At 41.6% G+C, this 26,986-nt stretch carries 19 protein-coding genes; 1 reads left to right on the top strand and 18 read right to left on the bottom strand.

The window, feature by feature from the left end; translation table 11 throughout:
- Positions 1-621 precede the first annotated feature (621 nt).
- The 16 genes from ACUW85_RS01945 to mutS form a co-directional block, all read right to left on the bottom strand.
- Positions 622-1,917, bottom strand: a complete 1,296-nt coding sequence (locus ACUW85_RS01945) for an ABC transporter permease (RefSeq protein ID WP_182023075.1) — start codon at positions 1,915-1,917, stop codon at positions 622-624.
- The gene (locus ACUW85_RS01940; protein WP_048726464.1) at positions 1,907-2,818 is read right to left on the bottom strand and encodes an ABC transporter ATP-binding protein; all 912 of its coding nucleotides are present in this window, start codon (positions 2,816-2,818) and stop codon (positions 1,907-1,909) included. The genes ACUW85_RS01945 and ACUW85_RS01940 overlap by 11 nt, the downstream gene beginning before the upstream one ends.
- Positions 2,819-3,075: 257 nt before the next feature.
- Entirely contained in the window at positions 3,076-3,975 is a 900-nt protein-coding gene (gene xerD / locus ACUW85_RS01935; RefSeq protein ID WP_016897605.1) for a site-specific tyrosine recombinase XerD, read from the bottom strand.
- Between the two features lie 121 nt (positions 3,976-4,096).
- On the bottom strand, positions 4,097-4,957 hold the full coding sequence (locus tag ACUW85_RS01930) for a CvfB family protein (protein WP_048726466.1): 861 nt from the start codon (positions 4,955-4,957) through the stop codon (positions 4,097-4,099).
- Between the two features lie 241 nt (positions 4,958-5,198).
- A complete protein-coding gene (locus ACUW85_RS01925; protein WP_149256524.1) occupies positions 5,199-5,714 on the bottom strand; it encodes a shikimate kinase in 516 nt (171 codons plus the stop codon).
- Between the two features lie 34 nt (positions 5,715-5,748).
- Positions 5,749-7,032, bottom strand: a complete 1,284-nt coding sequence (aroA, locus tag ACUW85_RS01920; protein WP_259345335.1) for a 3-phosphoshikimate 1-carboxyvinyltransferase — start codon at positions 7,030-7,032, stop codon at positions 5,749-5,751.
- Positions 7,033-7,039: 7 nt separating this feature from the next.
- The gene (gene aroC, locus ACUW85_RS01915) at positions 7,040-8,236 is read right to left on the bottom strand and encodes a chorismate synthase (protein ID WP_016897609.1); all 1,197 of its coding nucleotides are present in this window, start codon (positions 8,234-8,236) and stop codon (positions 7,040-7,042) included.
- A gap of 227 nt (positions 8,237-8,463) precedes the next feature.
- Positions 8,464-10,230, bottom strand: coding sequence for a pyruvate kinase (gene pyk / locus ACUW85_RS01910; RefSeq protein WP_149256522.1), 1,767 nt, complete (start codon positions 10,228-10,230; stop codon positions 8,464-8,466).
- A gap of 30 nt (positions 10,231-10,260) precedes the next feature.
- The gene (gene pfkA, locus ACUW85_RS01905) at positions 10,261-11,232 is read right to left on the bottom strand and encodes a 6-phosphofructokinase (RefSeq protein WP_182023074.1); all 972 of its coding nucleotides are present in this window, start codon (positions 11,230-11,232) and stop codon (positions 10,261-10,263) included.
- 102 nt (positions 11,233-11,334) lie between these two features.
- Positions 11,335-14,823, bottom strand: coding sequence for a DNA polymerase III subunit alpha (locus ACUW85_RS01900; RefSeq protein WP_182023073.1), 3,489 nt, complete (start codon positions 14,821-14,823; stop codon positions 11,335-11,337).
- 42 nt (positions 14,824-14,865) lie between these two features.
- Complete coding sequence (gene queA, locus ACUW85_RS01895; RefSeq protein WP_154837065.1) at positions 14,866-15,990, bottom strand: tRNA preQ1(34) S-adenosylmethionine ribosyltransferase-isomerase QueA; 1,125 nt, start codon at positions 15,988-15,990, stop codon at positions 14,866-14,868.
- The gene (gene ruvB, locus ACUW85_RS01890; RefSeq protein ID WP_016897614.1) at positions 15,991-17,052 is read right to left on the bottom strand and encodes a Holliday junction branch migration DNA helicase RuvB; all 1,062 of its coding nucleotides are present in this window, start codon (positions 17,050-17,052) and stop codon (positions 15,991-15,993) included. It lies immediately after the preceding gene.
- Between the two features lie 27 nt (positions 17,053-17,079).
- Positions 17,080-17,712: a Holliday junction branch migration protein RuvA gene (ruvA, locus tag ACUW85_RS01885; protein ID WP_149256519.1), complete on the bottom strand. Its 633-nt coding sequence runs from the start codon at positions 17,710-17,712 to the stop codon at positions 17,080-17,082.
- Positions 17,713-17,716: 4 nt separating this feature from the next.
- Positions 17,717-18,157, bottom strand: coding sequence for a peptide-methionine (R)-S-oxide reductase MsrB (msrB, locus tag ACUW85_RS01880; RefSeq protein WP_149256518.1), 441 nt, complete (start codon positions 18,155-18,157; stop codon positions 17,717-17,719).
- A gap of 127 nt (positions 18,158-18,284) precedes the next feature.
- On the bottom strand, positions 18,285-20,348 hold the full coding sequence (gene mutL, locus ACUW85_RS01875; protein ID WP_182023072.1) for a DNA mismatch repair endonuclease MutL: 2,064 nt from the start codon (positions 20,346-20,348) through the stop codon (positions 18,285-18,287).
- 12 nt (positions 20,349-20,360) lie between these two features.
- Positions 20,361-22,970: a DNA mismatch repair protein MutS gene (gene mutS, locus ACUW85_RS01870; protein WP_149315137.1), complete on the bottom strand. Its 2,610-nt coding sequence runs from the start codon at positions 22,968-22,970 to the stop codon at positions 20,361-20,363.
- A gap of 295 nt (positions 22,971-23,265) precedes the next feature.
- Between mutS and ACUW85_RS01865 the strand changes: the two genes are divergently transcribed.
- Entirely contained in the window at positions 23,266-24,807 is a 1,542-nt protein-coding gene (locus tag ACUW85_RS01865; protein WP_182023071.1) for an Nramp family divalent metal transporter, read from the top strand.
- 58 nt (positions 24,808-24,865) lie between these two features.
- Here the strand turns inward: ACUW85_RS01865 and ACUW85_RS01860 are convergent, their stop codons facing one another.
- Both ACUW85_RS01860 and ACUW85_RS01855 read right to left on the bottom strand, forming a co-directional pair.
- Positions 24,866-25,192, bottom strand: coding sequence for a nucleotide pyrophosphohydrolase (locus ACUW85_RS01860; protein ID WP_016897620.1), 327 nt, complete (start codon positions 25,190-25,192; stop codon positions 24,866-24,868).
- Positions 25,182-26,897, bottom strand: coding sequence for a DUF2075 domain-containing protein (locus ACUW85_RS01855; protein ID WP_259345334.1), 1,716 nt, complete (start codon positions 26,895-26,897; stop codon positions 25,182-25,184). The genes ACUW85_RS01860 and ACUW85_RS01855 overlap by 11 nt, the downstream gene beginning before the upstream one ends.
- Between the last annotated feature and the right edge of the window lie 89 nt (positions 26,898-26,986).

Below are 26,986 nucleotides of genomic sequence, written 5' to 3'. Positions count from 1 at the left end.
AGCATATATCAACAGTCAAGGCAATTTTTATTAAAAATATTTAAGGGTGCGAGAGAGACCGTTTAGCTCAACAACACTGGAAAGTTAGTGCGGTATCACACGCAGTGTGATGCAAACTAATTAGAAGAGGATTTGAGCTGGTCGAACGAACCCGACTACGAAAAGCACTCTTTGCATAATTGTTGTTGCATGTTTTTGCTAGCTGATGTGTTGTATTTTTATACAGTTTGAGTTGTAGTAAATATTTGATTGCCCAAGACACTCACCATTCCTATCATCGCCTTAAAAAAGCAGTGCGACCACCTTCAGTCAAGGCCTAATGGTGGTCGCACTGCTAAGGCTTCTAGGAGGCTACTACCTTGGCAATATTTTTTATAATGTGCTTGCTACTAATATAATGTACCTTTTGGATAAATTGTAAAATGTATGTATGTTTAACAAATTACCTGATTATAAATCGTCTGCCTACGGTAATGTATACTTGTTCTTTCAAAAAAACGCACAGTTTCAGTTTGATTAATGATCAATGACAAGTGGTGTTCTGTTACGTTAGTCAATCTTTCTCATATCGATTTCGATAAAAATAGCCAGGTCTAAAGAGACCTGACTAGATAGTTGTTGTTAGCCTTTTTTCTCACTTTGTCTTAAGGTATAAGATTGTTTCAGTGTGCCGAATAAGCCTTTGTCTGAGTAAGTCAGGACGTTTGACTTGTAGAAGTTGGCGGATAACCATAGGCAAAGGATTGAGAATAGTAGTGAAATGATGACAGACAAGATTAATTCTGTGGTCGATACGGTTTCAGCAGCTATTCTAAATGGCATGACAAATGGTGTGAAGAATGGGATTTGTGAGGCTACTCGAACTAAGATATTGTTTGAGAAACCTAGTCCAAACATCCCAATATAAAAACCAATAATACTTAAAAGAATAATCGGTGTGATCATTTTATTCACATCTTGTACATTTGAAACAAGTGATCCAAGGAAGGCACCTAACACTGAGTAGGTGATGATCCCCAAGAAGGATAATAACCCGGACCAACCAATGATAGATGCTGAATTAGACAATAAGGCTGGAATTGTTTGGTCCCCTAATAGCGCTTGTAATTCTGCTGGCATTGGTGTGTTCATGATTGTGATAAAGATGATGCCTAGTAAGATTGCGTAGAAGGCAACTTGTGTCAGCAATACGAGGAAAATCCCCAACATTTTACCCATAAAATGGGTGGTTGATGAAATGGAAGATAGGACGATTTCCATGATGCGTGACCCTTTTTCTACGGCAATTTCTTGTGAAATGATGGAGATGTAGTTCATGACAAACATGAATACGATAAAGGATACAACATAGGCGACACCTGTTCGTACCATAGATTGAATGTCCTGGTCACTTTCGCTGGTACCGGATTCTAAATCAATAGTTTGGCTTTGGATGGCCACATTTGAATCGATTAGATGGCTGGATTCTTCTTCCGTCAGGCCTAATGCTTGCGACCGGTTGGATAATTGAATACTCTCTAATACAGTTTGGAAGCCGGTAGTTGAGATGTTCTTCCCGGTATTACTTTTGTAGAATTCAGCTTGGATGACTTCCGGATCACTTTCGTCAATGACTAAATAACCATCAATTTCCTCGTTAACTAGTGCCTCTTGTGCTTGGTCTACATCTTGGTCAGAAATTAATTGGTTCTGTCCGTTGTCTTCCGTTTCAATTGCACTTACAGTTTGGTCAGTGGCACCAATGATAGATACCGTACCGATTGAATCAGATGCTGTTGCCATACCGATGACGCCTGAAATGATAGCCACTACAGCGACCATCAAGATGGGGCTTAATAATAGCATAACAAATGACCATGAAAAGACATTTTTCTTGTAGACTTCTTCGATAATAATACCCAAACGACTATTTCTCATGACGTCCACCTGCTTCCATTTTAAAGATTTCATCTAAGGTTGGCGGTTGTTGGCTAAAAGATTGGATGTATTCGCCTTTTGAGATGGTCTTGAATAATTCAGGCCCTACATTTTCATCTGATAGGATTAACTTATATTCCCCAGTTGTCAATTGACTAACCGATTCCACCCCTGGTAAGACAGCTAGGGCTTCTTGATCCCAGCCCTTAGCTTGGACGAACAGTCTTGTTTTACCGTAGGCATCACGCACATCATTAATTGGCCCGTAGATTTTCTGCTCCCCGTTATGAATCATAATGACTGAATCACAAACATCTTGGACGTTGGCCATATTATGACTTGAAAAAATGATACATGCACCTTGATCGCGCAGGCGTAAGATACCTTCCATCAAAAAGCCAGCATTCACTGGGTCTAATCCTGAAAATGGCTCATCTAAAATGACCAATTTTGGTTCATGGATTAAGGTGGCAATCAATTGGACCTTTTGTTGGTTCCCTTTGGATAAGGTTTTAATCCTATCTTTACGGTCACCTTTAACATTGAAGTTTTCTAGCCATTCATCAATTTTGGCATTGATTTCTTTCTTTTTCATGCCACGCAAGCGGGCAAAATACATGATTTGTTTTTCAATGGTCATGGTCTCATAAAGGCCACGTTCCTCGGGTAAGTACCCCACCGTGTCATACACTTTCTTCATATGTAAGGGTTGGCCGTCCCATTTAACTTGGCCACCATTTTCCGGTGTTAGGAAATTTAGAATCATTCGAAAAATTGTCGTTTTACCTGATCCATTCTGGCCAACGATACCAAGGATGGTGCCCGGTTGAATTTCAAAGGACACATCATCTACTGCGACAACTCTGCCGAAGGTTTTTCGTAGATGTTCTACTTGTAACATACACTTTCTCCTCCTTCTACTTTCTTAGGGTTTCCCTGTTTCTTTCCCTTGGTCTGCCGAAATGAATCATTTAAGGCAAAAAATACAGGTAATTGAACGAACTTTATCGAACCTATATATACATTATAAATTACATGAAGCAATTTAAGGCTTCAAAACAGGTAATAAATAACCCTTTTCTGAAAACATGCAAAAAAAGGCAGGATAATCCTACCTTTTTAGTTAAGTATGTGGTTATGCAAACATTCCTTGTATTTTTATGCCCGCGGATGATTTTGATTATAAATATCCTTCATATGTTGGGCATGAATATGAGTGTATATTTGCGTTGTTGAAATATCAGAGTGGCCAAGGAGTTCTTGGACCACTCTTAAATCCGCCCCATTTTCAAGTAAATGGGTTGCAAAGGAATGGCGCAGGGTATGGGGACTGATGTCTTTGGTGATATGGGCCATGATCACCATCTTCTTCAAGTTCTTCCAAACACCCTGTCTAGATAAAGGCTTACCCCGGTTATTCACGAATAAATAGCCTTGGGTCTCGTCTTCATCTTTTACTAGTTCTGGGCGCCCTTCTGTTAGATACTTGTTAATCCAGTCTTCTGCCATCTCACCGATTGGGACTAGTCTTTCTTTATCCCCTTTACCAATGGTTTGGATAAAGCCCATCTCTAAATGGATGTCTTCTAGTTTGATATGGATGATTTCAGATACCCGCATGCCAGTTGAATACAAGGTTTCCAACAAGGTTCTATCCCGCAACCCTAGTGGCTTAGTGATATCTGGCGTCGCTAAAATCCTATCAACTTCGTCTAAGGTTAAAACAGCTGGTAAATGTTGGGTTTTCTTGGGTAAAGAAATTTTTTCCATTGGATTGTCTTCAATGACCCCATCCAATTTTAGGTAGCGGAAGAAATGACGCAAGGTTGACACGTAATGTGACCTGGTTGACGTGGCCAAATGGTCTTCGTTCATCCACTTTAAATGGTCTAACACTGTGTCCTGACTAATGTCTTGGACCTTTTCGATGCCTTGACGATTTAAATAGGTCATCATTCGGTTTAATTCTTGCTTGTAGGAGATGATGGAATTTTCTGCCAACCCCTCTTCTACACGCATGGTATTTAAAAAATCTTCAATTACTTCAGTTAGCTTCATGCTTACCCTTTCTTCACTCAACGAAACATATACAGTCAAAGGCCTAGTCCACTTGATTTGCTGTGCCCTTTTCCAAAAAATGAATCAATCAAATCTTAGTTGATAAACCCCTAATGACTGATTATTTAAGACGGATGCCGCCTTCGACTTGTTCAATTTGACGGTTCTTCAATAAGTTCCCCAAGGCACGTTTGAATTGTGCTTTAGAGATGCCAAAGTATTCACGGATATCATCGGGATTCGATTTATCGTGGTAAGGCAAGAAATGATTCGGTTGGCGTTGTAACAAGGCCAAAATCATTTGTGCATCCTCAGAAATTACCGTGTGGGCTAAAGGTTTCAATGACATATTCAAGTTTCCATTTTGTCCGATACCGATGACACGCCCTTCGACTTCTTGTCCTAAATGTGGTTCTTCCAAGCGTTCACTTTCATGGATAAAGGCTAGGAAATAGTCATCTGTAATTACATAGGTCCCCACTAATTTTGCGTGGTAGACAGTCCCTTTCACTTCTTGGTTAGTCCAAGATTTTGATTGAGGTGATAGTTTGTTGGTAATTTGTTGGAAAACTTGGTCCTCAGCTAATTTACCCCAAACTCGATCTTTTTTATCTACTTCTAAACGGATAAATAAGCGGTCGCCTTTTTTCGGCCATAAGTGTTTTTCACTTGGTAGGTCATCTAAAGATACCACGATTTCCTTGTCTGCTAAACCAATGTCTACAAAGACCCCCAAGTCTTTACGGACTGCAGTAACAGTCGACCAACCATAACGACCTTGACGAACGTCAGGTAATTGCGTGGTCATCATTTTTGTGTGTTTCATATTTTCATAAATGAAACCTTGGACCGCATCACCTAATTGGTAATCCCCTTCGCTCTTATCAAGTTGGTAAGTAATACCCTCTTTTTGTACTGAATAAAATTTGTCATTTTGATCCGTTACTAACGCTGTAGTAACCGTCCCTAATTGTGCGCTCATATATTTTCTCCTTAAAACGGTGCTTGTGCATGTTAATGTCATTATATCATATTTATTAATTACTTGGCCGCAGCTTCATTCTTCAAACACCTGATTATACTCGATTCTGAACTAAAGGTAAACGACGATTATGCAAATACTGTATAAGTCGTCATAGTTTCGCCTTTTTTTGCATGAAAAAAGGAGGCCCGCACTTAAGCTGACACCTCCTCTTTATACAAGTAGATTCAAATTATCCAGTTTAACTCATTTTTATAATTACTTCTGCGGTTTCATATGCATCGGTTTGACGAACATCCAGTAGGTAATTCGACGCTTCCTCGTATAAAGGAATTCGTCGTTCATACTTGGCAGCCATCTGACTTTTACTATTGGCATTGACTAAGGGGCGGTCATTGTTACCGTGACCACCACGATTAATCCGTTGCCACGAGGTTTCAAAGCTATCTTGTAAGTAGAAAACCTTATCTTGTTGGGCTAGCAGTTGGCGGCACTCAGCCGTTTCCACAATACCACCACCGGTTGAAATCACTAGAGCAGCATTTTCTTCAGTCTGTAGTAATTCCGTCAAGATTTGAAACTCCAATAATCTAAAACCTGATTCTCCAATTTGATCAAAGATTTCTGCAATCGTCTGACCTCGACGGGCCTCGATATAGAAGTCCATGTCCACAAATGGGACCCCTAACTTGTTGGCCAAAATGCGCCCGACTGTTGACTTTCCGACACCCATAAATCCTGTTAATATGATTGGCATCCTTTGATCGACCTTCCATTTCCAATTGGGTGACTTACGCGCTTAAAGCGGCTAAGTCATCGAAGAAGCTTGGGAAAGAAATGTTTACTGCTTCAGAACGTGCCAAGTTGACAGTTCCTTTTTTTACCAATAAAGCAGCAACTTGTAGCATCATACCAATACGGTGGTCACCGTAACTATCCACATCCGCTGCGTGCAATGGTGTTGGACCAGTAATAATCATGCCATCTTCAGTTTCTTCGATGTTTGCTCCCATTTTATTTAACTCTTGGGCTGTGACCTGAATACGGTCAGTTTCTTTTACTTTTAATTCTTCAGCGTTGCGAATCACTGTCCTACCTTCCGCTTGGGTTGCGGCTAAAGCGATAATTGGAATTTCATCAATTAAAGCTGGAATAATGTCGCCACCGAATTCTGTTGCTTTTAAGTCGCTGGCAGAAACAGTTAAATCACCGCTCAAGCCACCTTCATGCAAATATGTTTCGATATTTGCACCCATCTTGTTCAAGACTTCAATAATCCCTGCACGGGTTGGATTTAAACCCACATTTGGCATGTGGAGTTTAGAACCTTTAACTAATAGTGCAGCAATAATAAAGAAGGCTGCTGAGGAAATATCTGCTGGGACTTTAATATCCGTAGCTGTTAAGCTTTGGCCACCTTCTAGATAGATGTCTTTATCGTCAACTTTTAATTCAACGCCAAAGTTTTTTAACATGTTTTCAGTATGGTCACGTGACCGCTCTTTTTCATGGATAATTGTTGTACCTTCAGCAGTTAAACCTGCCAATAAAATCGATGATTTTACTTGAGCAGACGCCACTGGCATATCATATTCAATAGCATTTAAGTGGTCCACTGGTTGGATATACAAAGGCGCAAACTCGCTACCTTCTGAGCCAGAAATCGATGCCCCCATTTGGCGCAATGGTAGCATAACACGGTTCATTGGTCGTTTTGATAGGGATTCGTCACCAATCATTTTAATTTTAAATGGGAATCCTGAGAAAAGTCCTGCCAGTAAACGCATAGTCGTACCGGAGTTTCCAGCATCTAAGGCATGATCTGGTGCAGTCAAGCCTTCAATACCCTTACCGTGAACGATGACAGACCCATCTGCCTCTTCATCAATTTGAACACCTAAATCTCGGAAGATATTCATAGTTGAAATACAGTCTTCCGCATGTAGAAAGCCTTCAATTTTTGTGGTGCCTTTAGCAATAGATGCGAACATAATTGCCCGGTGAGAAATTGATTTATCACCAGGAATCGTGATTGTCCCTTCTAGTGCATTGGCATCAATCATTAATTCTTTCATGGATGTTTTACTCTCCTTCATTTTGCCAAATGTCAGGGTTTTTAGCGTATTCGCGGTAGTTGTTTACTGCTTTGACTAATTCGTTATAGTCATCATGTGGAAATTTTTCTAAAATTGCTTGGGCTAATTCAGTAGCGATTACTGTCTCACCAATAATGGCTGCACGAGGTACTGCCGTAATGTCAGAACGTTCAATCGATGCTTTGTACGGTTCTTTGGTGTAGATATCCACTGATTGTAATGGATGATATTGTGTTGGGATTGGTTTTTTGTAACCACGGACAATAATTGGCATACCAGTTGTCATACCACCTTCAAAACCACCCATATGGTTGGTTAGACGGTAGAAACCTTGAGTATCGTCGTAGGCAATTTCATCCATTAATTCGTTACCAAAACGGCTAGCCACTTCAACACCGTCACCGATTTCAGCCGCTTTAAAGGCATTAATCGAGACCATAGCACCTACTAATTTAGCGTCTAATTTCTTGTCCCAGTGTGTGTACGAACCCAAACCAGCAGGAACATTTTTAGCGATCACTTCGATAACCCCACCTAAAGTAGTCCCATCTTTTTTCGCTTGGTCAATTTTCGCTTTGATTTCTTCATCAATTGAATGGTCAATCATTTTTAATTCTGATTCATCCGTTGTTTGACGGATTTCTTCATAAGAAAGACTTGTTGCATCAACCTTACCTTCAACGCCACCTAAAGCTTTAACGTAAGCGATGATTTCAATATCTAAGCCATCTAAGATTTGTTGGGCAATTGAACCAACGGCTACACGCATCGTTGTTTCACGAGCAGATGAACGCTCTAAAACGTTACGTAAATCTTTAAAACCGTATTTGATTCCACCAACTAAGTCAGCATGCCCCGGACGTGGATGATGTACAGTACGACGTTTTTTAATACCGTCTTCTACATCTTCTGCACTCATAATTTCAGTCCATTTTTTAAAGTCTCTATTTTCAACAATCAAAGTAATTGGTGAACCTAAAGTTAATCCATGGCGAACACCTGAAGTAATACGCACTTGGTCTTTCTCAATTTTCATACGATTACCTGCACCATAGCCCATTTGACGGCGAGCAAGATTCTCGTTGATTTTATCTATATCGATTGGTAAGTTTGCTGGAACGCCTTCAATGATCGCGGTTTCTAAGGGACCATGTGATTCGCCAGCTGTAATGAAACGTAGCATGTACTGTTTCCTCCTAATTTTCAATTTCTCTTATTCATTTTAGCCTTTATTTCCAATAGGGGCAATTATATTTGTACAAAAATTAGAAAATAATGAAGATTCCATCGAATAATCTAATATAATGTATCATTTTTGGAAAAAAAAAAGTGCTGACCAAGCTATGAAAGCTCAGTCAACACTTTTTAAATGTCCGAATAATAGATTTTAGTGACTCAGGTTAAGCAAGATTAGATAGTTGTAGTTGCGCCGTTATAAACGATACCACGACGAGCATCAACTGTTACTAATTGGCCGTTTTCAATTGAAGAAGTTGCGTTTTCTGCACCTACAACAACTGGAATTCCATTTTCTACACCTAATACAGCTGCATGGCTTGTTAATCCACCTTTTTCAACAACTACTGCTGCAGCGTTTTTAATTGCTTCATTGTAGTCGTTGTCAGTTGATTTCACAACTAATACAGAGTTAGCTTTTACGTTAGCTACTGCATCTGTTGCGTTGTCTACAACTACTGCATGACCAACAACAGATTTCTCACCGATACCTGAACCTGATACTAATTTTTCACCAATAACTTGAATTTTCATCAAGTTAGTAGTACCTTTTTCACCAACTGGTACACCAGCAGAGATAATAATTGTATCACCATCCTGAGCGTAGCCAGATTCTTTCGCTACAGTACCTGCTAATGACATCATTTCGTCAGTTGAAGCTGGTTTTTCAACAACAAATGGTTCTACACCCCATGCTAAAACTAATTTACGTGCTTGGCTTTCAGAGAAAGTTAAAGCGATGATTTTAGCGCTTGGACGGTATTTAGAAATCATTTTCGCTGTGTGACCAGATTCAGTCGCTGCAACGATTGTTGAAACGCGTAAGCTACGAGCAGTGTAAGCAACAGATTGGCTAATTGCTTCTGCCATGTCGCTTTCTGTACTTGGTTTTAATGAACCAATGTCAGTTTTCGCTTCTTTACGTCCTTCAGTTACTAATGCAATACGGTTCATTGTTTGAACTGCTTCTACTGGATAGTCACCGGCAGCAGTTTCACCTGAAAGCATGATTGCGTCAGTACCATCAAAGATTGCGTTAGCAACGTCAGATGCTTCTGCACGAGTTGGACGTGGGTTAGATTGCATTGAATCTAACATTTGTGTAGCTGTAATAACTGGTTTACCAGCTAAGTTGCATTTACGGATCATGTCTTTTTGTACAACTGGTACTTGTTCAGCTGGGATTTCTACCCCTAAGTCACCACGAGCAACCATTAAACCATCAGATACAGATAAGATATCGTCTAAGTTATCTACACCTTCTTGGTTTTCGATTTTAGGGATGATTTGAACTGATTCGTTACCAGTTTCTACTAGAATTTCACGGATTTCTAAGACATCACTTGGTTTACGTACGAATGATGCTGCAATATAATCAATATCATTTTCTAGACCGAAACGGATATCATTTGCATCTTTTTCAGTAATACCTGGCAATTGAACAGAAACGCCTGGTACGTTAACACCTTTTTTATCTTTGACGATACCAGTGTTTTGTACTTCAGTAACGATTTCGTTATTTGCAGTGTCGATATCAGTTACTAATAAGTCTACTAAACCATCATCAATTAAGATATGAGAACCTTTTTCTATATCATTAATCAATTCAGCGTATGTAATTGAGAATTTTGTTTCGTCACCCTCAACTTCTGTCATTGATACGCGAACTTCAGAACCTTTAACCAATGTTACAGGTTTGTGGTCTTTCATGTTGTTTGTCCGAATTTCAGGACCTTTAGTATCTAATAAGATTGCAACGCGGCGACCAGTTTTTTCTGAAGCCTCGCGGATGTTGTTGATACGTGCTAAATGCTCGTCGTGGTCTCCATGAGAGAAGTTCAAACGAGCAACGTTCATACCTGATTCAATCAGTTGAACTAAAGTGTCTACAGACTCCGATGCGGGTCCAATGGTACATACAATCTTGGTGTTTTTTTCCATAATGATTAATGCATCCTTTCTTAGAAAAAATTAAAATGAAATTTCTGAGTTGATATTGTATAGGTCTACTTGTGCTGAACGTGAGTGCCCTTTTGTTTGCAATGCTTCATTAATATCAGTAGCGATAATATTTTCTCCACTGATACCCACACAAACACCGCTAGCCCCCTCATGTAGCAATTCAACAGCTTTAGAACCGAATAGTGCTGCTAACACACGGTCACGAGCTGTAGGTGATCCACCGCGTTGAACGTGACCCAAAACAGTAACACGTGCATGATAATCGTCATATTCATAAAGTTTGTCGGCAAATTCATGACCTTCCATTACACCTTCAGCAAGAATAATAATAGAGTGTTTCTTACCGCGACGACGACCTTCTTCGATATTCGCAACAACTTCATCCATATTAAATTCCGCTTCTGGAATAATAATCTGCTCAGCACCTGAACCGATACCAGTCCATACAGCAATATCACCCGCATTACGTCCCATCACTTCGATTACGAATGTACGAAGATGACTAGTAGCCGTATCACGAATTTTATCGATTGCTTCCAAGGCAGTATTACATGCGGTATCAAAACCGATTGTATATTCAGTACCAGGAATATCATTATCAATTGTTCCTGGAATGCCGACAGTTTGAATACCTGCTGCCGCTAATGATGCAGCACCACGGTAAGAACCATCCCCACCAATTACTACTAAAGAGTCAATACCATGTTTTTTTAATTGTTCAATAGCAGGTCTACGGCCTTCTTCATTCTGAAATTCTGGATAACGAGCAGTATAAAGCATGGTTCCTCCACGAGAAGTCAAATCACTTACATCGCGTTCCGCCATTTGGAAAATATCACCTTCAGCTAAGCCACGATAACCATAGCGAATACCGAAAACTTCATCGCCGTCATGAATTGCTTTGCGAACTACTGCTCTGATAGCTGCGTTCATGCCAGGTGCATCTCCACCACTAGTTAAAACTCCTATACGTTTTCCCATTTTTTCACCTCAATTAATTTATTTACAGTGTTATTCTACCATTTTTCCTTACCAATGTCTTACGTTTTCTAATTTTGTGCAAAGATATACAAGTATTCTATGCTATTTAACAACCACATTTTCCTCGCCATAGAAAGCAATCAATTCTGTAACCGATTCATCCGTCACTTCAATCGCGTACTTTTCAGACAACCAGTAGTTTTCTTGACTCGCCACAATTGTAAAATGCAGCCTGGTTTGACCAGGATATTTGCCAACAACTTCTAGTAGTCCAGCTTTCAGCTCACTAGCCTTGGCCTTATCTTCAACACGAATCCAACAAACTGGGGCTTGAGTGCTTTGTGCAAGCTGGTCTTTTTGTCCGCCAGCATGATCTGCTTGCCCAGAACCGTCTGCTTGTTTTTGACTCAAATTGTTTAAATAAGCTTTTGTATCTTCATCCAACATCCAAGCCTTAGTCAAGACGACTTGCAAGTCATCATTGCGCTTTTGCGTCTTTCCGTAAACCAACAAGGCATTGCCCTGGTTTAAATGTTTGGCGAAAGTTATATAAGCTTCCGGGAATGCCGTCACAGAAATTTGCCCCGTTTGGTCCTCTAATGTCACAAAGGCCATGGGTTGATTTTTCTTAGTAGTGATTCGTTTCACCGCCATAACCTCCCCTATGAAAAAGGCTTTGTCATTTTCTTTGAGGTTTTCAATGTAATCAATAATCCCTGTTTGATAAAAACTTTCATAGTCTTCAAAAAGGCTAATCGATAATGCTTGCCCCAGCGTTTCTATTTCATTTTCAATTAATTGGTGTTGGTCAAATTCATCGATTTCAACAATCTTGGGTGCGAACATGGCTGACAAGTCATCGTCCCCAAGTAGCGATGTTTGGTGTTGATTGTTTGTTTTAAAGAGTTGCTCATGGGTAATCATCTTAGGGATAGCTTCCAATTGTAAGGTACGTCGGTTGTAACCAAAGCTATCCAAAGCACCTGCTTGGGCTAATTTAACTAAGATGTCTTCTTTGAGAGCGAGCTTTCCAAGTCGGTGGATAAAGTCGGCAAAGTCCTTAAATGGTCCTTCCGCTTCCCGAGCTTGAATCATTTCTTCTACTGCCCGCTTAGGAATGCCTCGAATGTCCCCTAAGCCGAGTTGTAATTGGTGGTCGTCCACAACTGACAAGCCATAAAATGACGTGTTGATATCTGGATTGACCACTTCAACCCCGTGGTTTTTCGCTTCTAGTACCAGGTTCTTCCCTTTTTTATCATATATCCTTGTATGTTTCAGGTTGCCATAATAAAAAGCAACTGGATAATTGGCCTTGATCCAAGCCAATTGGTAGGCCAAGTATGAGTAAGCAAAGGAATGCGACTTATTGAAACCATAGTTGGCGAAGGCTTCAATATAGTCATAAATTTGCACAGCAACACTTTCCTGGTAGCCATTTTCAATAGCTCCACTGATAAATTGTTTGCGGACTTTTTCAATGGTTTCATGTTTCTTTTTACCGATGGCACGACGCAAGATATCCGCTTCACCCAGACTAAATCCTGCAATTTTTTGGGTCACCTGCATTACTTGTTCCTGGTAGACCATAACGCCATATGTAGGGGCTAACATTGGTACTAAATCAGGGTGGGGGTAAGCAATAGCTTCACGTCCATGCTTTCTGGCCACAAAATGTGGAATTTGTTGGACTGGACCTGGTCGGTACAAGGCATTAACAGCCACCACATCTTCAATGGATGTAGGCGCTACTTGTTTCAAAACATTTTTGATACCCTCCGATTCAAATTGGAAGACGCCATTGGTATCTGCATGTTGGAAGATTTCATAAGTCTTTGGATCATCTAATGGAATATCCAAGGCTTTGACTGGTCGGCTGGTTAATTTACCAACGGCCGCTAACCCGTCATGCAAAATAGTCAGGTTGGATAGGCTCAGAAAGTCGACCTTCAGTAGGCCCACTGCCTCCACATCCCCCATTGTATATTGGGTATTTGGAATATGGGTGGATGAGGCTTGAAGCGGTGTATGCAAGGTTAATGGTTGGTCTGCAATCACAACACCGGCCGCATGGGTGGAGACGTGACGTGGTAACCCTTCTAGTTTACGGGCGGTATCAAACCACAATTGCCCGTGGTCTTCGTTTTCAATTAATTCCCGCAATTTCTGGGACTGGTCACGGACTGCTGTTAGTGTTTCAGCTGGTAAATTAGGGTTATTACCTACTGTATTAGCCCATTCTGACAAGGTCACTTGCGCTTTCCCAAAGACAGATCCCACATTTCGCAAGGCTTGCCGAGCACCAAACGTCCCAAAAGTCGCAATTTGTGCTACATGGTTGTCTCCGTATTTCCGGTAGACATAGTCGAGCACTTCTTGCCGTTTATTATCTGGGAAATCCAGGTCAATGTCCGGCATATTCTGCCGTTCTGGATTCAAGAACCGTTCAAATAATAAGTCGTTTGCAATCGGGTCAACGTCTGTAATTTCTAAGACGTAAGCCACCAAGGCCCCGGCAGCCGACCCACGTCCTGGGCCCGTTTGGATATGGTGTTGGTGGGCATAGTTCATCACGTCCCAAACGAGTAAGAAATAATCGTCAAAGCCCATATCATGGATGACTGACAATTCATAAGCCAAACGTTCGCTATAGGCATCTGTAACCTCCGCCACCCGCTTAACTAACCCTGCTTCCGCTAGGTCTTTTAGGTATTTAGGTGTATCGGTGTATTCACTTGGTAGCGGGTATTTGGGCAGCAAGGTTTCAACTTGAGGAAATACAATATCAATACCCTTCACCGCTGCCTCTAATCGGTTCAAGGAATCTTTATAAACTGAATCTTGATCATCTGGGTCTTGGTACATCTTGGTCCATTGGTCTGGACTTCTGAGTGCATGGGTTCCTTTCACTTGCTTCAACTCATCAATCCCTATCATTGGCTTATTATTGTCAATGGCTTCAAGGACTTGTTGGGTGAAGTAGTCATCTGGATTTGCATACTGAATGTGCGGCATAGCGACTAATGGAATCCCTGATTGTTCACTCAATTCGATGATGGCTTTTGCGTGGAATTGTTCATTCTCCAAAGCTGAAAGACCTAGGAATAATTGGTCATCTGAAAAATGGCGCCGCCACCAAAGTAGCTCTTTCTCTAACTGGTCGTAGTCTGTCTGACCGTCACCTTGTTTCAAGTACCGCATATGGGGGCCGTTCATAGCAGAAAAAATCACCATATAATCGTCTGCGTGCATGGTGATTTCTTGGTAAATGGCCCGGCGGTTGGCTTCTGCTTGTAATTTTAAGGACGACGAAAGGGCCATCAGATGCTGATAGCCTTTGTAGTTTTTTGCGTAAACAACCAATTCTTCTTTGACATTGTCAATATTAAACTGGACGGTTAGCCCGATTAAAGGGGTGATGCCATTTTGCTCACAGGCACGGACGAATGTCAAGCTTCCTGACATGACATTGACATCGGCCAAGCCTAAATGGGTATAACCTGCAGATGCCCCTGCTTGTACGTACGCTTCAACAGACATGGGACTAGTTAATAGGGAATAGGCTGAATTTACATGTAATGGCACAAACATCCGGTCACCTCCTCATTCATATGGTTTGTTTAAAATCACTATTTATTTGTCTTCATTAGTAAAAAACTGACTATTTCGTTGTTTCGCCGCTTCGATATCTTCTGCAGTAATCGCTGGATCAGCGTATTGGGGCCCTCGTAAGAACATGGCATCCCCAAAGGAGAAGAACCGGTATTTTTCTTCAACTGCATGACGGTAAGCCGCAAGGACATGGTCGCGTCCGGCAAAGGCTGAAACCAACATAATTAAAGTTGATTTAGGTAAGTGGAAGTTAGTAATAAAACCTTCAACCACGCTAAATTGATAGCCTGGTGCGATAAAAATATCGGTCCAACCAGAATCAGCTTGGACTTGCCCCTTGAATTTAGTTCCAATCGTTTCAAGGGTGCGGATAGATGTCGTCCCAACTGCAATCACCTTGTGTCCACCTTCTTGGGCACGTCGAATTTTAGCCGCATTTTCTTGGTCTAAGCGATAGAATTCTGAATGCATTTTGTGGGCATCGATATCATCCACAGATACCGGCCGGAAGGTCCCAAGCCCAACATGTAAGGTTAGGTAGGCAATTTCAACGCCCCGGTCTTTTAAGGCGTTCATAAATTCCTCTGTAAAATGAAGACCCGCTGTTGGTGCTGCCGCTGACCCATTTTCCTTGGCATAGACGGTTTGATACCGGTCCGGATTGTCTAGTTTCTTTTTGATATATGGCGGTAATGGCATTTCACCTAAAGCCTCAAGGACTTCTAAAAAGATGCCATTATATTTGAATTCCACAATTCGGCCACCATGGTCAAGCACTTCAGTAATAACCGCCACTAATTGACCGTCCCCAAAGACAATCTCAGTCCCCACACGAATACGACGAGCTGGTTTAACCAAGGTTTCCCATTTGTCGCCTTCCGTATTATTTAATAGTAAGACTTCGATATGTCCACCCGTATCAGGGCGAATCCCGTGTAAACGCGCTGGTAATACTCGGGTATTATTCAATACCAAGACATCACCCGCTTCAAGTTCACTAGCTACATCTGGAAAATAGCCGTCCTGGAAATTCCCAGTTTGGGCGTCAAGTTTCAACAGTCTACTAGCTAGCCGGTCTTGAATGGGTACTTGGGCAATCAGTTCCTCTGGTAAGTCAAAATCAAAATCATTTGTCGTTAGTGTCACTTAAAATTCCTCCGCATAGGGTATGCCTAAATGGTCGTAGGCCTTTGGTGTTGCTAGACGACCACGTGGCGTTCTTTGTAAGAACCCATTTTGAATTAAGAAGGGTTCATACATATCTTCTATTGTTGTCGTTTCCTCTGAAATATTCGCTGCTATGGTCGACAAACCAACCGGTCCCCCACCATAATAGCGAATAATCACATCGAGAATCTTTCGGTCCGTTTCGTCTAAACCTGCCTGGTCAACTTTCAAAATAGATAAGGCCTTATCCGTGATAGGATCGTCAATTAAACCATCTTCGTGATATACTTGGGCAAAATCACGGACCCGCTTTAATAATCGATTGGCGATACGAGGTGTCCCTCGTGACCGCATCCCAATTTCTTTCGCAGCTTGATCTTTAATTGGCACCTCAAATAAACGGGCTGTCCGTTCAACAATGGTCGCTAATTCATCCACTGTATAGTAGCGTAAATGTTGCACAATCCCAAACCGATGTCGTAGCGGTGAAGACAAAGCGCCTGGTCTAGTTGTTGCCCCAATTAAGGTAAAAGGTGGCAGCGGAAAATGCACAGGGTGCGCTCCTTCATCTTGTCCAACGATAATATCTACTTGGTAATCTTCCATAGCAGAATACAACATTTCTTCTACCACACGGGGTAAGCGATGAATTTCATCGATAAACAAAACATCTCCTGCTGACAGCTCATTTAACAAGACTAGTAAGTCTCCTGTTTTTTCAATGGCTGGTCCAGAAGTCGTTTGAATATTAACCCCCATTTCATTGGCGATAATATTAGCCAGGGTGGTTTTCCCTAAACCTGGTGGTCCATAAAGGAGGACATGGTCAAGGGCTTCATCACGATTTTCAGCGGCTTGTATATAAATCGCTAACTCTTCTTTTAATTCAGCTTGGCCAATATATTCCCGCAAAAACTTAGGTCGTAAGGATAATTCCTGGGCTTCATCTGCTTGTGCATGGGGTGAATGAATTTGGCCGTTATGGACGATTTCAACATCTAAATCTTCCTGGTCAATATCTTCATGATGATCAAAATCCATGGCGACTGCCTCCTTTCTTTTCCTATATTAACGTTTTGTGATAAATTTCAAGGCGATGCGAATGGCTTCTGCTGTAGCGGTCACACCTGTGAAGTCAGCGTTTTTCACTACGCGATTGATTTCTCTTTGGCTGTAGCCAAGACTAGCCATGGCCTCTTCAAGTTCATGCATGAATGGTAGGTTGACTTGGTCTGGCCCTTGAATATCCAAGCTTTCTTGCTTGAATAGTGCAGAAGACGGAGACTCAGCTAAAACTTTTGGCAGTTTTTCTTTCAAATCCAGCACAATCTGGCCGGCTGTCTTTTTGCCAACACCTGGAAACTTCATTAAAAAGGCATTGTCTTCTGCCTGGATGGCTGCGACTAAACCGGCGTTATCGTCTAATGATAGGATGGATAAGGCGGATTTAGGGCCGATACCAGAAACAGAAATCAACTGCAGGAAGATAATCTTCTCTTCTTGTGATTTAAAACCATATAAACGGATGTCATTCTCTGAAACAGATTGATACAACCAAATTTTCACTGGTTGGTCTTGCCCGATTTTGTCTGTAAAACGATAAGGATTGGCCATATAAATATAGTAGCCAATCCCCCCCGTTTCAAGTATGACAGCATCTGGGTAGACACTTTCAACCTGACCTATCATAAATTCGTACATGGTCTTACTTCACTAATTCTTTCAAGTCGCCGTAGCCTTCTTTGTCCATATCTTCTAGCGATACGAAACGAAGTGAAGCTGAGTTGATGCAGTAACGCAAGCCACCTAATTCAGCTGGGCCATCGTTAAATACGTGACCTAAGTGGGTATCTGCGCCTTTTGAACGGACTTCAATACGTTTCATACCATATGAAGAGTCATCTAACTCTTCGATTTCATCTTCCAAAATTGGTTTTGAAAATGATGGCCAACCACAACCGGCATCAAATTTATCAGTAGATACAAATAATGGTTTGCCGCTCACGATATCCACGTAAATACCTTGCTCGTAGAAGTCGTCATATTGACCAGTAAATGGGCGTTCAGTACCCGCGTTTTGTGTTACTTCATATTCTAACTCAGATAGTTCTTTCAAACGTTCTTCTTTATTGTAGTCTTTTGTCATAATGAAACTCCTTTTTTTTCGTTCAATTGAAGTTGTGACATAAGAGTCACACCTCGCTTTTCGTTACTTATATTCTAGCACAATATCTTTCTATACACGAAAATCTAGATTACGACTTTCACACACCCTACAATTGAGGTGACTCGTGCGGATCTTGAATTCGCTTGAACATACGCTCAATTTCATAATTTGAGAAATGGACCAGGACTGGTCGACCGTGCGGGCAGTTATAAGGATTTTTGGTATAAGCCAAGTCATGCAGCAACTGTTTCGCCTGCATGTCGTCTAAATAATGGTTGGCTTTAATTGACCGTTTACATGACATCATAATAGCCGTTGCTTCCCGGTAATTGCCTACCGTTGCTTTAGGATCTTCTAAAATTAAGGCAATCAAATCTTCCACAATTTTTTGGACATTCTTCTTGCCCATCCAAATTGGGTGCTGCTGTAACTGGAAGGCATTTGGGCCAAAGGGTTCTAAATCAATCCCCATTTCCAACAATTTTGGCCGGATTTGGTCAATCTTTTGGGCCTCTGAATTTGAGAAATCGAAAACAATCGGTAATAGTAAACTCTGCATTGCCGTTCCAAATTCCACAATGGTATCCCGGTAGTATTCGTACTTAATCCGCTCCTGGGCCGCATGTTGGTCCACCAAATACATGCCCGTCTCATTTTCAGCCACCAAATAAGTCCCCTGCATTTGCCCCACATAAGTCAACTCGGGAAAGGACATATGCCGGTCTACGAAAGCCTGGTCAAGCGCCCGAACTTGTTTAACCGTTTGCCAGACTGGTTTGTTGTGCGATTTTGGCAAGTTCACTTCTTGTTCCGTATCCAAATAAGCTACTGACGATTCATCTGAATCATCAGCCTCATTTTCAAGGGCCTCTGCTTGAACCACCTGGGCTTCATCCCGCAAGTAAGTTGGCACTTGGACAGATTGTTTGACATCTTCATCGAAATCTTCATTGAAGTTTCCACTGAAACCATTTCCTGAAAAAAGGCTATTGTCGTCTTGTTGGCCCTTGCTGCCATGATTGCTTTGACTGGCCGAGAAGTCGAAACTGGCTTGTTCGCCAAGATAAGTAGTTGGCTGGCTTAGAGGGCGGTAGTTGTTTTGCCCAGAAGATGTTGAAGCAAATGAATCGCTGTTATTGACTGATTGGCCATCGTCCCCTCCACCGTCTGCATATACATCCGGAATCCGTTGTACAGGGGCTAAGGCATCAATAATGCCGGTTTTGATCATATCATAGAGGTCGTCTTCTTTAGAAATACGGACCTCTTGCTTGGTCGGATGCACGTTCACATCGATTAATTGCGGGTCAAGTTCAATATAAATGACTGCAATTGGGTAACGTCCGACCATTAATTTAGATCCATAACCCTTTAAAATGGCCTGGTTTAACTTATAGTTTTTGATAAAACGACCATTCACAAACAGGGACATATAAGACTTGCTGGCTCTAGTGACAGCTGGTAAGGACACGTAGCCTGAAATGTGAAAGTCTAAGTTTTCGCCTTCAATAGCTACCATATCTTTGGCCTGTCTAAATCCGTAAATGGCCGCTAAGACTTCATTGACCCGGCCCTTACCATTTGTTGACAATAAGGTTTTCCCGTCATGGGTATAGTTAAAGCGAATGTCTGGATGTCCAAGGGCCTCACGGTTAATGATATCTGTAATATGGGCTAATTCTGTTTGCAAACTCTTCAAGTATTTCAAACGGGCTGGCGTATTGTAGAAGAGGTTCTCTACCAATACAGATGTCCCCCGTCTTAAAGCAGACGACTTCTGGTCAACAATTTCCCCATCTTTAATATAGATTTCACTTGAAGATTCCCCGTCCGAGGTATTCATGGTCACTTCTGAAACTGAGGCGATTGAGGGTAAAGCCTCACCCCTAAATCCCAGTGTCCGTATTCTAAACAAGTCACTTGAACTATATATTTTTGAGGTTGCATGTCGTTTAAAGGCTAGGCCAACTTGGTCCGCTGCAATCCCTCTTCCATTATCAATCACTTGAATAGACCGTAATCCGGCTTCCTTTATGTTAATCGCAATTTCACTGGCGTCTGCATCTATCGCGTTCTCCACAAGTTCCTTGACAACTGAGGCTGGTCGTTCAACCACTTCCCCCGCTGCAATCTGGTTGGCTACTTGAATGGGTAATTCTTGTATCGCCATTTACATCATCCTTTATAATTGACTCTTTAATTCTGCTAAGAAGTTTAAGGCCTGAATCGGTGTTAAGTTATAAATATCTTCATCCTTCAATTGGTCGATTACTGCTTGACTGCCTGCTTCCACTGGCCTATTGTCTACCGGTTGAACTGGCGTCTCTTCATGGACTAAATCAAATAGCGACAGCTGTTGGTCCTTATTGACTTCATTTAAATTTTTGGCTTCAAGTTCCTTCAAGACCACTTGGGCATTCTGCAACAATTCACCCGGCATACCGGCCAATTTGGCTACATGAATCCCGTAAGACTTGTCCGTTGCACCGTTAAATACCTTATGCAAGAAGACCAATTCCCCATCCTCTTCACTAGCTCCAACATGAATATTGGCTAAGCGCGGTAAGCTTTCATCTAAGGCTGTAAGTTCGTGGTAGTGCGTTGAAAAAAGGACTTTCGCATCGAAGTGGTCATGGATATAGACCAAGATGGCTTGGGCCAAGGCAATCCCGTCATAAGTAGACGTTCCGCGTCCCAATTCATCAAATAATAATAGGGAATTATCGGTGGCGTGTTGCAAAGCTTGATTGGCTTCCATCATTTCCACCATGAAAGTCGACTGACCCGCTAAAAGATCATCTGCCGCCCCAATCCGGGTGAAAATCTTATCAAAAATCGGTAAACGGGCTTCCTTAGCTGGTACAAAAGACCCCATTTGGGCCAGAATGACAATCAGTCCTAATTGCCGCATGTAAGTTGATTTACCTGACATATTTGGCCCTGTAATCATCAAAATGCTTGTTTCAGGATTCATCACGATATCATTGGGCACAAATCGATCTTGGCCAATGACCCCTTCAACCACCGGGTGTCTTGATTCTTTCAAGTACAAGTCACGTTTGTCGGTCATGAATTGTGGTTTCACGTATTGGTGGGTCTCTGAAATCTCCGCTAAGGACTGTAGTACATCAATAGTAGCTACTGTACTCGCAATCGCCTGCAAGGTCACTTGATGACGCTTCACTTCTTCACGTACTGCTTGGAAAAGTTGGTGTTCAAGGACTTGTGACTGTTCTTCCGCTTCAAGAATTTTTGCTTCCACTTCTTTTAGTTCAGGTGTAATGAACCGTTCAGCGTTGGTTAAGGTCTGCTTGCGGTCATAACGGCCTTCTTCAAGTAAATGCAGGTTGGCTTTTGTCACTTCGATATAGTAACCAAAGACCTTATTATAGCCAACTTTAAGGGATTTAATGCCCGTTTTGGCCCGTTCATCCGCCTGCAATTGAGCAATCCACTGTTGCCCGTTACGCATGGCATCCCGGTATTCGTCTAATTGCGGGTTAAAGCCATCCGCAATGACATTCCCATCTTTTAAAGTCGCCGGTGCATCTTCCTTGATGGCCCCTGCAATCGTATCGGTTAATGCTGGTAAGGCTGTAATTTGTCCTTGGATATTGGCCCAGACACTTTCATCTTCATTATCCGCTGCAATTTGGTCAACGGTGTCAATAATTCCTGGGACCCGACTTAGTGACTGGTTTAATTGTAGTAATTCTTTAGGGTTAACGTTCCCCATGGCTACTTTTGCCACTAACCGCTCTAAGTCATACACCCCATGTAATAGGTCTTTAATTTCAAGACGTTGGAAATAATGTTCGATCAAATCTTCAATTTGGGATTGACGCCGTTCAATTGCCGGTAGGGAAATCAGTGGTCTATCCAACCAATTTTTTAGTAAACGAAAGCCCATAGCCGTTTCTGTTTTATTTAAGAAGGCTAACAAGGACCCTTGCCGTTTCTTGGTTCTAACTGATTCGGTTAATTCCAAATTACTTTTGGCATAGTAGTCCATGTGGAGGTAATGCGCTACTTCATAGTGGGTCGCCGCCTGCCAATGGTCAATTGCTTGGTGGGACATAGAATTTACATAAGTCAATAGTAATAAGAGTCCATTCAATTCCTGGTCATCCGAAATGTCAGCTAGGATTTGCTTGTAACTTTCTCTTGTTGTCGACCCTACTTCAGCTGTTAACTCAAAAGGTGATAAGGTGAAGGACTGTAGGTGTTGTAATTCTTCTACCTGGTCTTTTGGTACAGCTTGTGAAACAACCAATTCTTTCGATTGTAATTGGGAAAATTCTGTCAAAACAGCATTAAAGTCGTCAAGTGTAGTCACTTTTAACTCCCCAGTACCCACATCCGAAAAGGCTAAAATGTATTGGCCATTAACGTAATCTAGGGCAGAAAGGTAGTTGTTTTCAACCATGCCAATGCTGTCATTCATATAGGTCCCCGGTGTCAAGACTTTAACAACACCACGTTTGACCATGCCTTTGGTTAATTTGGGGTCTTCCAATTGTTCAGCAATTGCCACCTTATGACCTTGGCTGACCAAGGTTTTAATATATTCGCTGGCTGAATGGTATGGAATCCCACACATAGGGATTGGATCTTCCGCATTTTTATTGCGCGAGGTTAAGGTAATTTCTAAAATTTGGGCCGCTTTTAAGGCATCGTCATTAAACATTTCATAAAAGTCACCTAGACGAAAGAACAAGAAGGCATCCGGATATTGGCCCTTCATTTCATTATATTGTTCCATCATTGGCGTTTGTTTGGTTTTTTGAGGCATCTTGGATTCACTCGCTTTATCTTTTTTACTTCACTTTTTACGTATAAGGTCGTGACAAAAAGGTCATCCCTTCACTTTTCCTAATCTCTGTTATTTTACCACATATCTGGCGACTTGTACGAGTATGGCCTTTGTCTATATAGGTGAAGAAAGTTTAGCTAGCCAAGCCATCCCCTAACCATTTGTGGTTTTCTTATGTATTTATTTTAGGTTACCCTTATTTTTATATTTACCTTTACCTTTTATAGGCGTATACTCTGTTTGCAAAAGAAATTTTCAAAGGAGACGGTAGCCCATGGCAGAAGAATCAAGTATAGAAAATAAAAGAAAAATCAGCGATCTTTCATTAAGTGAAATAAACGGAACAGTTGAAGTCCCAACCGGTAAAGGATTTTGGCGGACACTCTTAGCCTATTCCGGCCCAGGTGCCCTAGTTGCTGTTGGCTATATGGATCCAGGTAACTGGTCAACTTCCATTACTGGGGGGCAAAATTTCCAATACATGCTGATGTCTGTGATTTTACTATCATCACTTGTGGCCATGCTACTTCAATATATGGCAGCCAAACTAGGGATTGTCACCCAAGAAGATTTGGCCCAGGCCATCCGCTTACGGACCGATAAAAAACTAGCTTTCATCTTATGGATCATTACAGAATTGGCGATTATGGCAACTGATATTGCAGAAGTTATTGGGGCAGCCATTGCCTTGTACCTCTTATTCAATATTCCCTTACTCATTGCTGTTTTCATTACGGTCTTAGATGTCCTGCTCCTATTATTACTTGCCCACATTGGATTTCGGAAGATTGAAGCCATTGTCGTTTGTTTGATTTTTGTTATCCTATTCGTATTTGTTTATCAAGTGGCCTTATCAAATCCAACTTGGTCAGCCATTATCGCATCCTTTGTTCCAATCAGTGATGTCCTCCAAACCAGTCCAGCTGTCAACGGGATGACACCGCTAGCCGGTTCTCTAGGCATTATCGGTGCGACTGTCATGCCCCACAACTTGTACCTACATTCCGCTATTTCACAAAGTCGGAAAATAGACCACGCGAATCAAGATCAAGTAGCGGCTGCAGTACGGTTTACCATGTGGGACTCAAACATTCAATTAGGGCTCGCCTTTGTCGTCAATGCCTTACTACTTGTCATGGGGGCTGCAGTTTTCAAAACTGGCGCCGTTCAAGACCCGTCATTCTTTGGTTTATATGAAGCCTTATCTAATCCAGATTTTATGGCCAATTCTGTCTTGGCGGATTTAGCGTCAAAAGGTGTATTGGCCACATTATTCGCCGTTGCACTACTTGCTTCCGGTCAAAATTCAACTATTACAGGGACCCTAACCGGCCAAGTTATTATGGAAGGTTTTATTGAAATGAAATTACCGCTTTGGGCTCGTCGATTAATTACCCGTTTAATCGCCATTATCCCAGTCGTATTGAGTGTTATGTATACCAGCCAAAAAGGGACCGTTGAAGAGCATATCGCCTTGAATAACCTGATGAACAATTCCCAAGTCTTCTTAGCCCTTGCCCTACCATTTTCAATCATTCCCTTACTCATGATTACCGACGCTGAAAGAGATATGGGTCATCGCTTTAAAAATACCCTTATCGTCAAAGTTTTAGGTTGGGTATCTGTCATTGGTTTAACTGTTTTAAATATGCTTGGTTTACCAGATGAAATCTTATCCTTCTTCGGTGACAATCCGACTGATGGGCAAATTTCCTTAGCCCATGTCCTAGTTATTTTAACTATGGCCTTCATCCTAGCCTTACTTGCTTGGACCATCATTACTTTACATAAAGGCAATAAGGCCTTGGCAAAATAAACACTTATATATAAATAAAATCGCAACCAGTCTTGAATGACGCTGGTCGCGATTTTATTTATAATTCAGTATATTTACTATTATTATTACGGCTTTTTTCAACTGGATATTTTTCCTTATTTTTAATCAACTTGCGCTCGATAATATCATCAATATCCAAGTTTAAATTGTCCGCCAACATGTAGGCATAAATCAGCACATCCGCTAATTCATCTTTAATAGCGTCCAAATTCTCAACACCCTCGGCTGCCGTTTTCCACTGGAAGATTTCCAGTAATTCCGAGGCTTCCAAGGTGATTGATAGGGCTAAATCCTTCTCATTGTGAAATTGTCGCCAGTTTCGCTCATCCCGAAATTGATTGACCTTGTCCATACTAGATGTCATCCTGCATTGCCTCCACTTTCATTTTCTGTAGTTTCCGCTTCAAATTGTCATTGACCGCATAGATGGCCAAGCCGTATATCCCCCGCTTCATCAATACGTTGATTGAATTCAAGATGATTTGCTCTTTAGCAGCCATGGCCTCCTTGTGACTGGCAAAACGATTAGCACCGCTGTAACCACCCGTATCTTGATATTTGCTTGGATCGATGGTTAATCTTTCGGTCTTAAAATCGTAATCAATCGACGGTCCAAGGACAATCCCCACATAGTTTAAATCAAATCCCTGGACTGTGTAAATGGACCCGACTTCATTGATGGTTTCTGGCCGCTCTGACCAGGTCACCTTACTATCTGTCGTATTCCAAGGCAGGTTGATGCCAGCTTCATCCACTAGGTAGACGTCGCCATTCTTCTTATGGGCAAAATCAAAGGTGGACACAATTCGTGACAATCCCTTATGCGCATTCTTTTGGTAGATATAATCTTTAAAGGCGATTGGATCGTCGAAGATTTTGAATTCAAAGTGGTCGTCAGAAGGCGGAAGTGGTGTCACTTTTTGCCCAACAAAATCATTCACCCAATTCATGACTACTGGTGAGGCGTTCATACGGAACTGGTCGGTCAGATGGAATTCGTCGGCGTCGTATTTCTTCAAAATAGCCTTTAAATCGTCCGATTGCCACTTACTCTTGACCTTCAAATATTGCTTTTCATCAAAAATTAGAACCGCAACCTTGGCCTTGTCCATGATGGCATCTAATTGGTTTTCCCCGTAAAAATTGTTATAGGGATCCGCCTGGCTCAACAACAAATGGCCTTCATCAATCAAGACAATATCCGCTTGCTCGATTTTTTGATTATTGATGAAAGTGGTCGGTTTAGCGAAATCCTTCTTCTTCAAGTAAGGCAGTGATTCTGAGATTTGCTGGTAAGTTTTCAACATTTCCGAATGGTTGACCAATAAGAAGTTTTTAGTCCCAGCCAATACGGAATGACTTTGCCGGGCCTCTTCCTGCAAGGTGTTGAATAAGGATGACAAAATGACACTCTTACCCGTTCCAGCTTCCCCGTGAATGACATAGACTTTCTTTTTGACGGCTTTTTCTTGGTGAATATCCTGCATAACCCGCTTGCAATAATCGAGGATATTTTCTTTTAAAGCTCGCTGTGGTTCAGACAGGGTTTTAAAGGGCGATAATTTATAGATATCTCGATTTTTAAGGTTATCAGTTGTCTCCTTGGCCAAACCCTCACGCCGTAAGGATTCCCAGATGTCCTCAAATAAATCATCGTCATATAAGGACTTTTGATAATAATTGTGCATGTACAGGTTGGCCGTTTGGCTGATATTTTGCAAGGAAAATTGGTTGTCCGCAATAAAATAGTTAATTAAATTAGTTTCAATATTAAAGGTCGCCGACTGGTTAAAGGTTTGGTGGCCAATAAACAGGGCATCCGTTAAGTCTTTACGTGCCTTATTTTTTAAATGGTCCCGCATCCGGTTGTGGATATGAACTGTCTGGCCGATATAGGCTTTAGGCCGAGATTTCGTCTCCTTATCTTGATGCAGGATATAGACAATTGGGTAATCTTCAATATATAAGGTATGCATCTCCCGGATGTCATCGAGATCAAACTTTTGACGCTCTAAAACAATCGGTTGTAAGCTGTCTTGCTTTTCCATCCGCTTCCCCTCACTCATCATATTCTTACCTCCATCATGCGCCAAGACAAATTGAAATGCAACCCAAAATGATAGATATAAAAGCTGACAAAGTGCACATCCAATGTGAC

This window comes from Aerococcus sp. 150760013-2 (assembly GCF_053627715.1).
The sequence above is the reverse complement of the archived record's forward strand: the minus strand, read 5'-3'. Positions and strand labels throughout refer to the sequence as shown.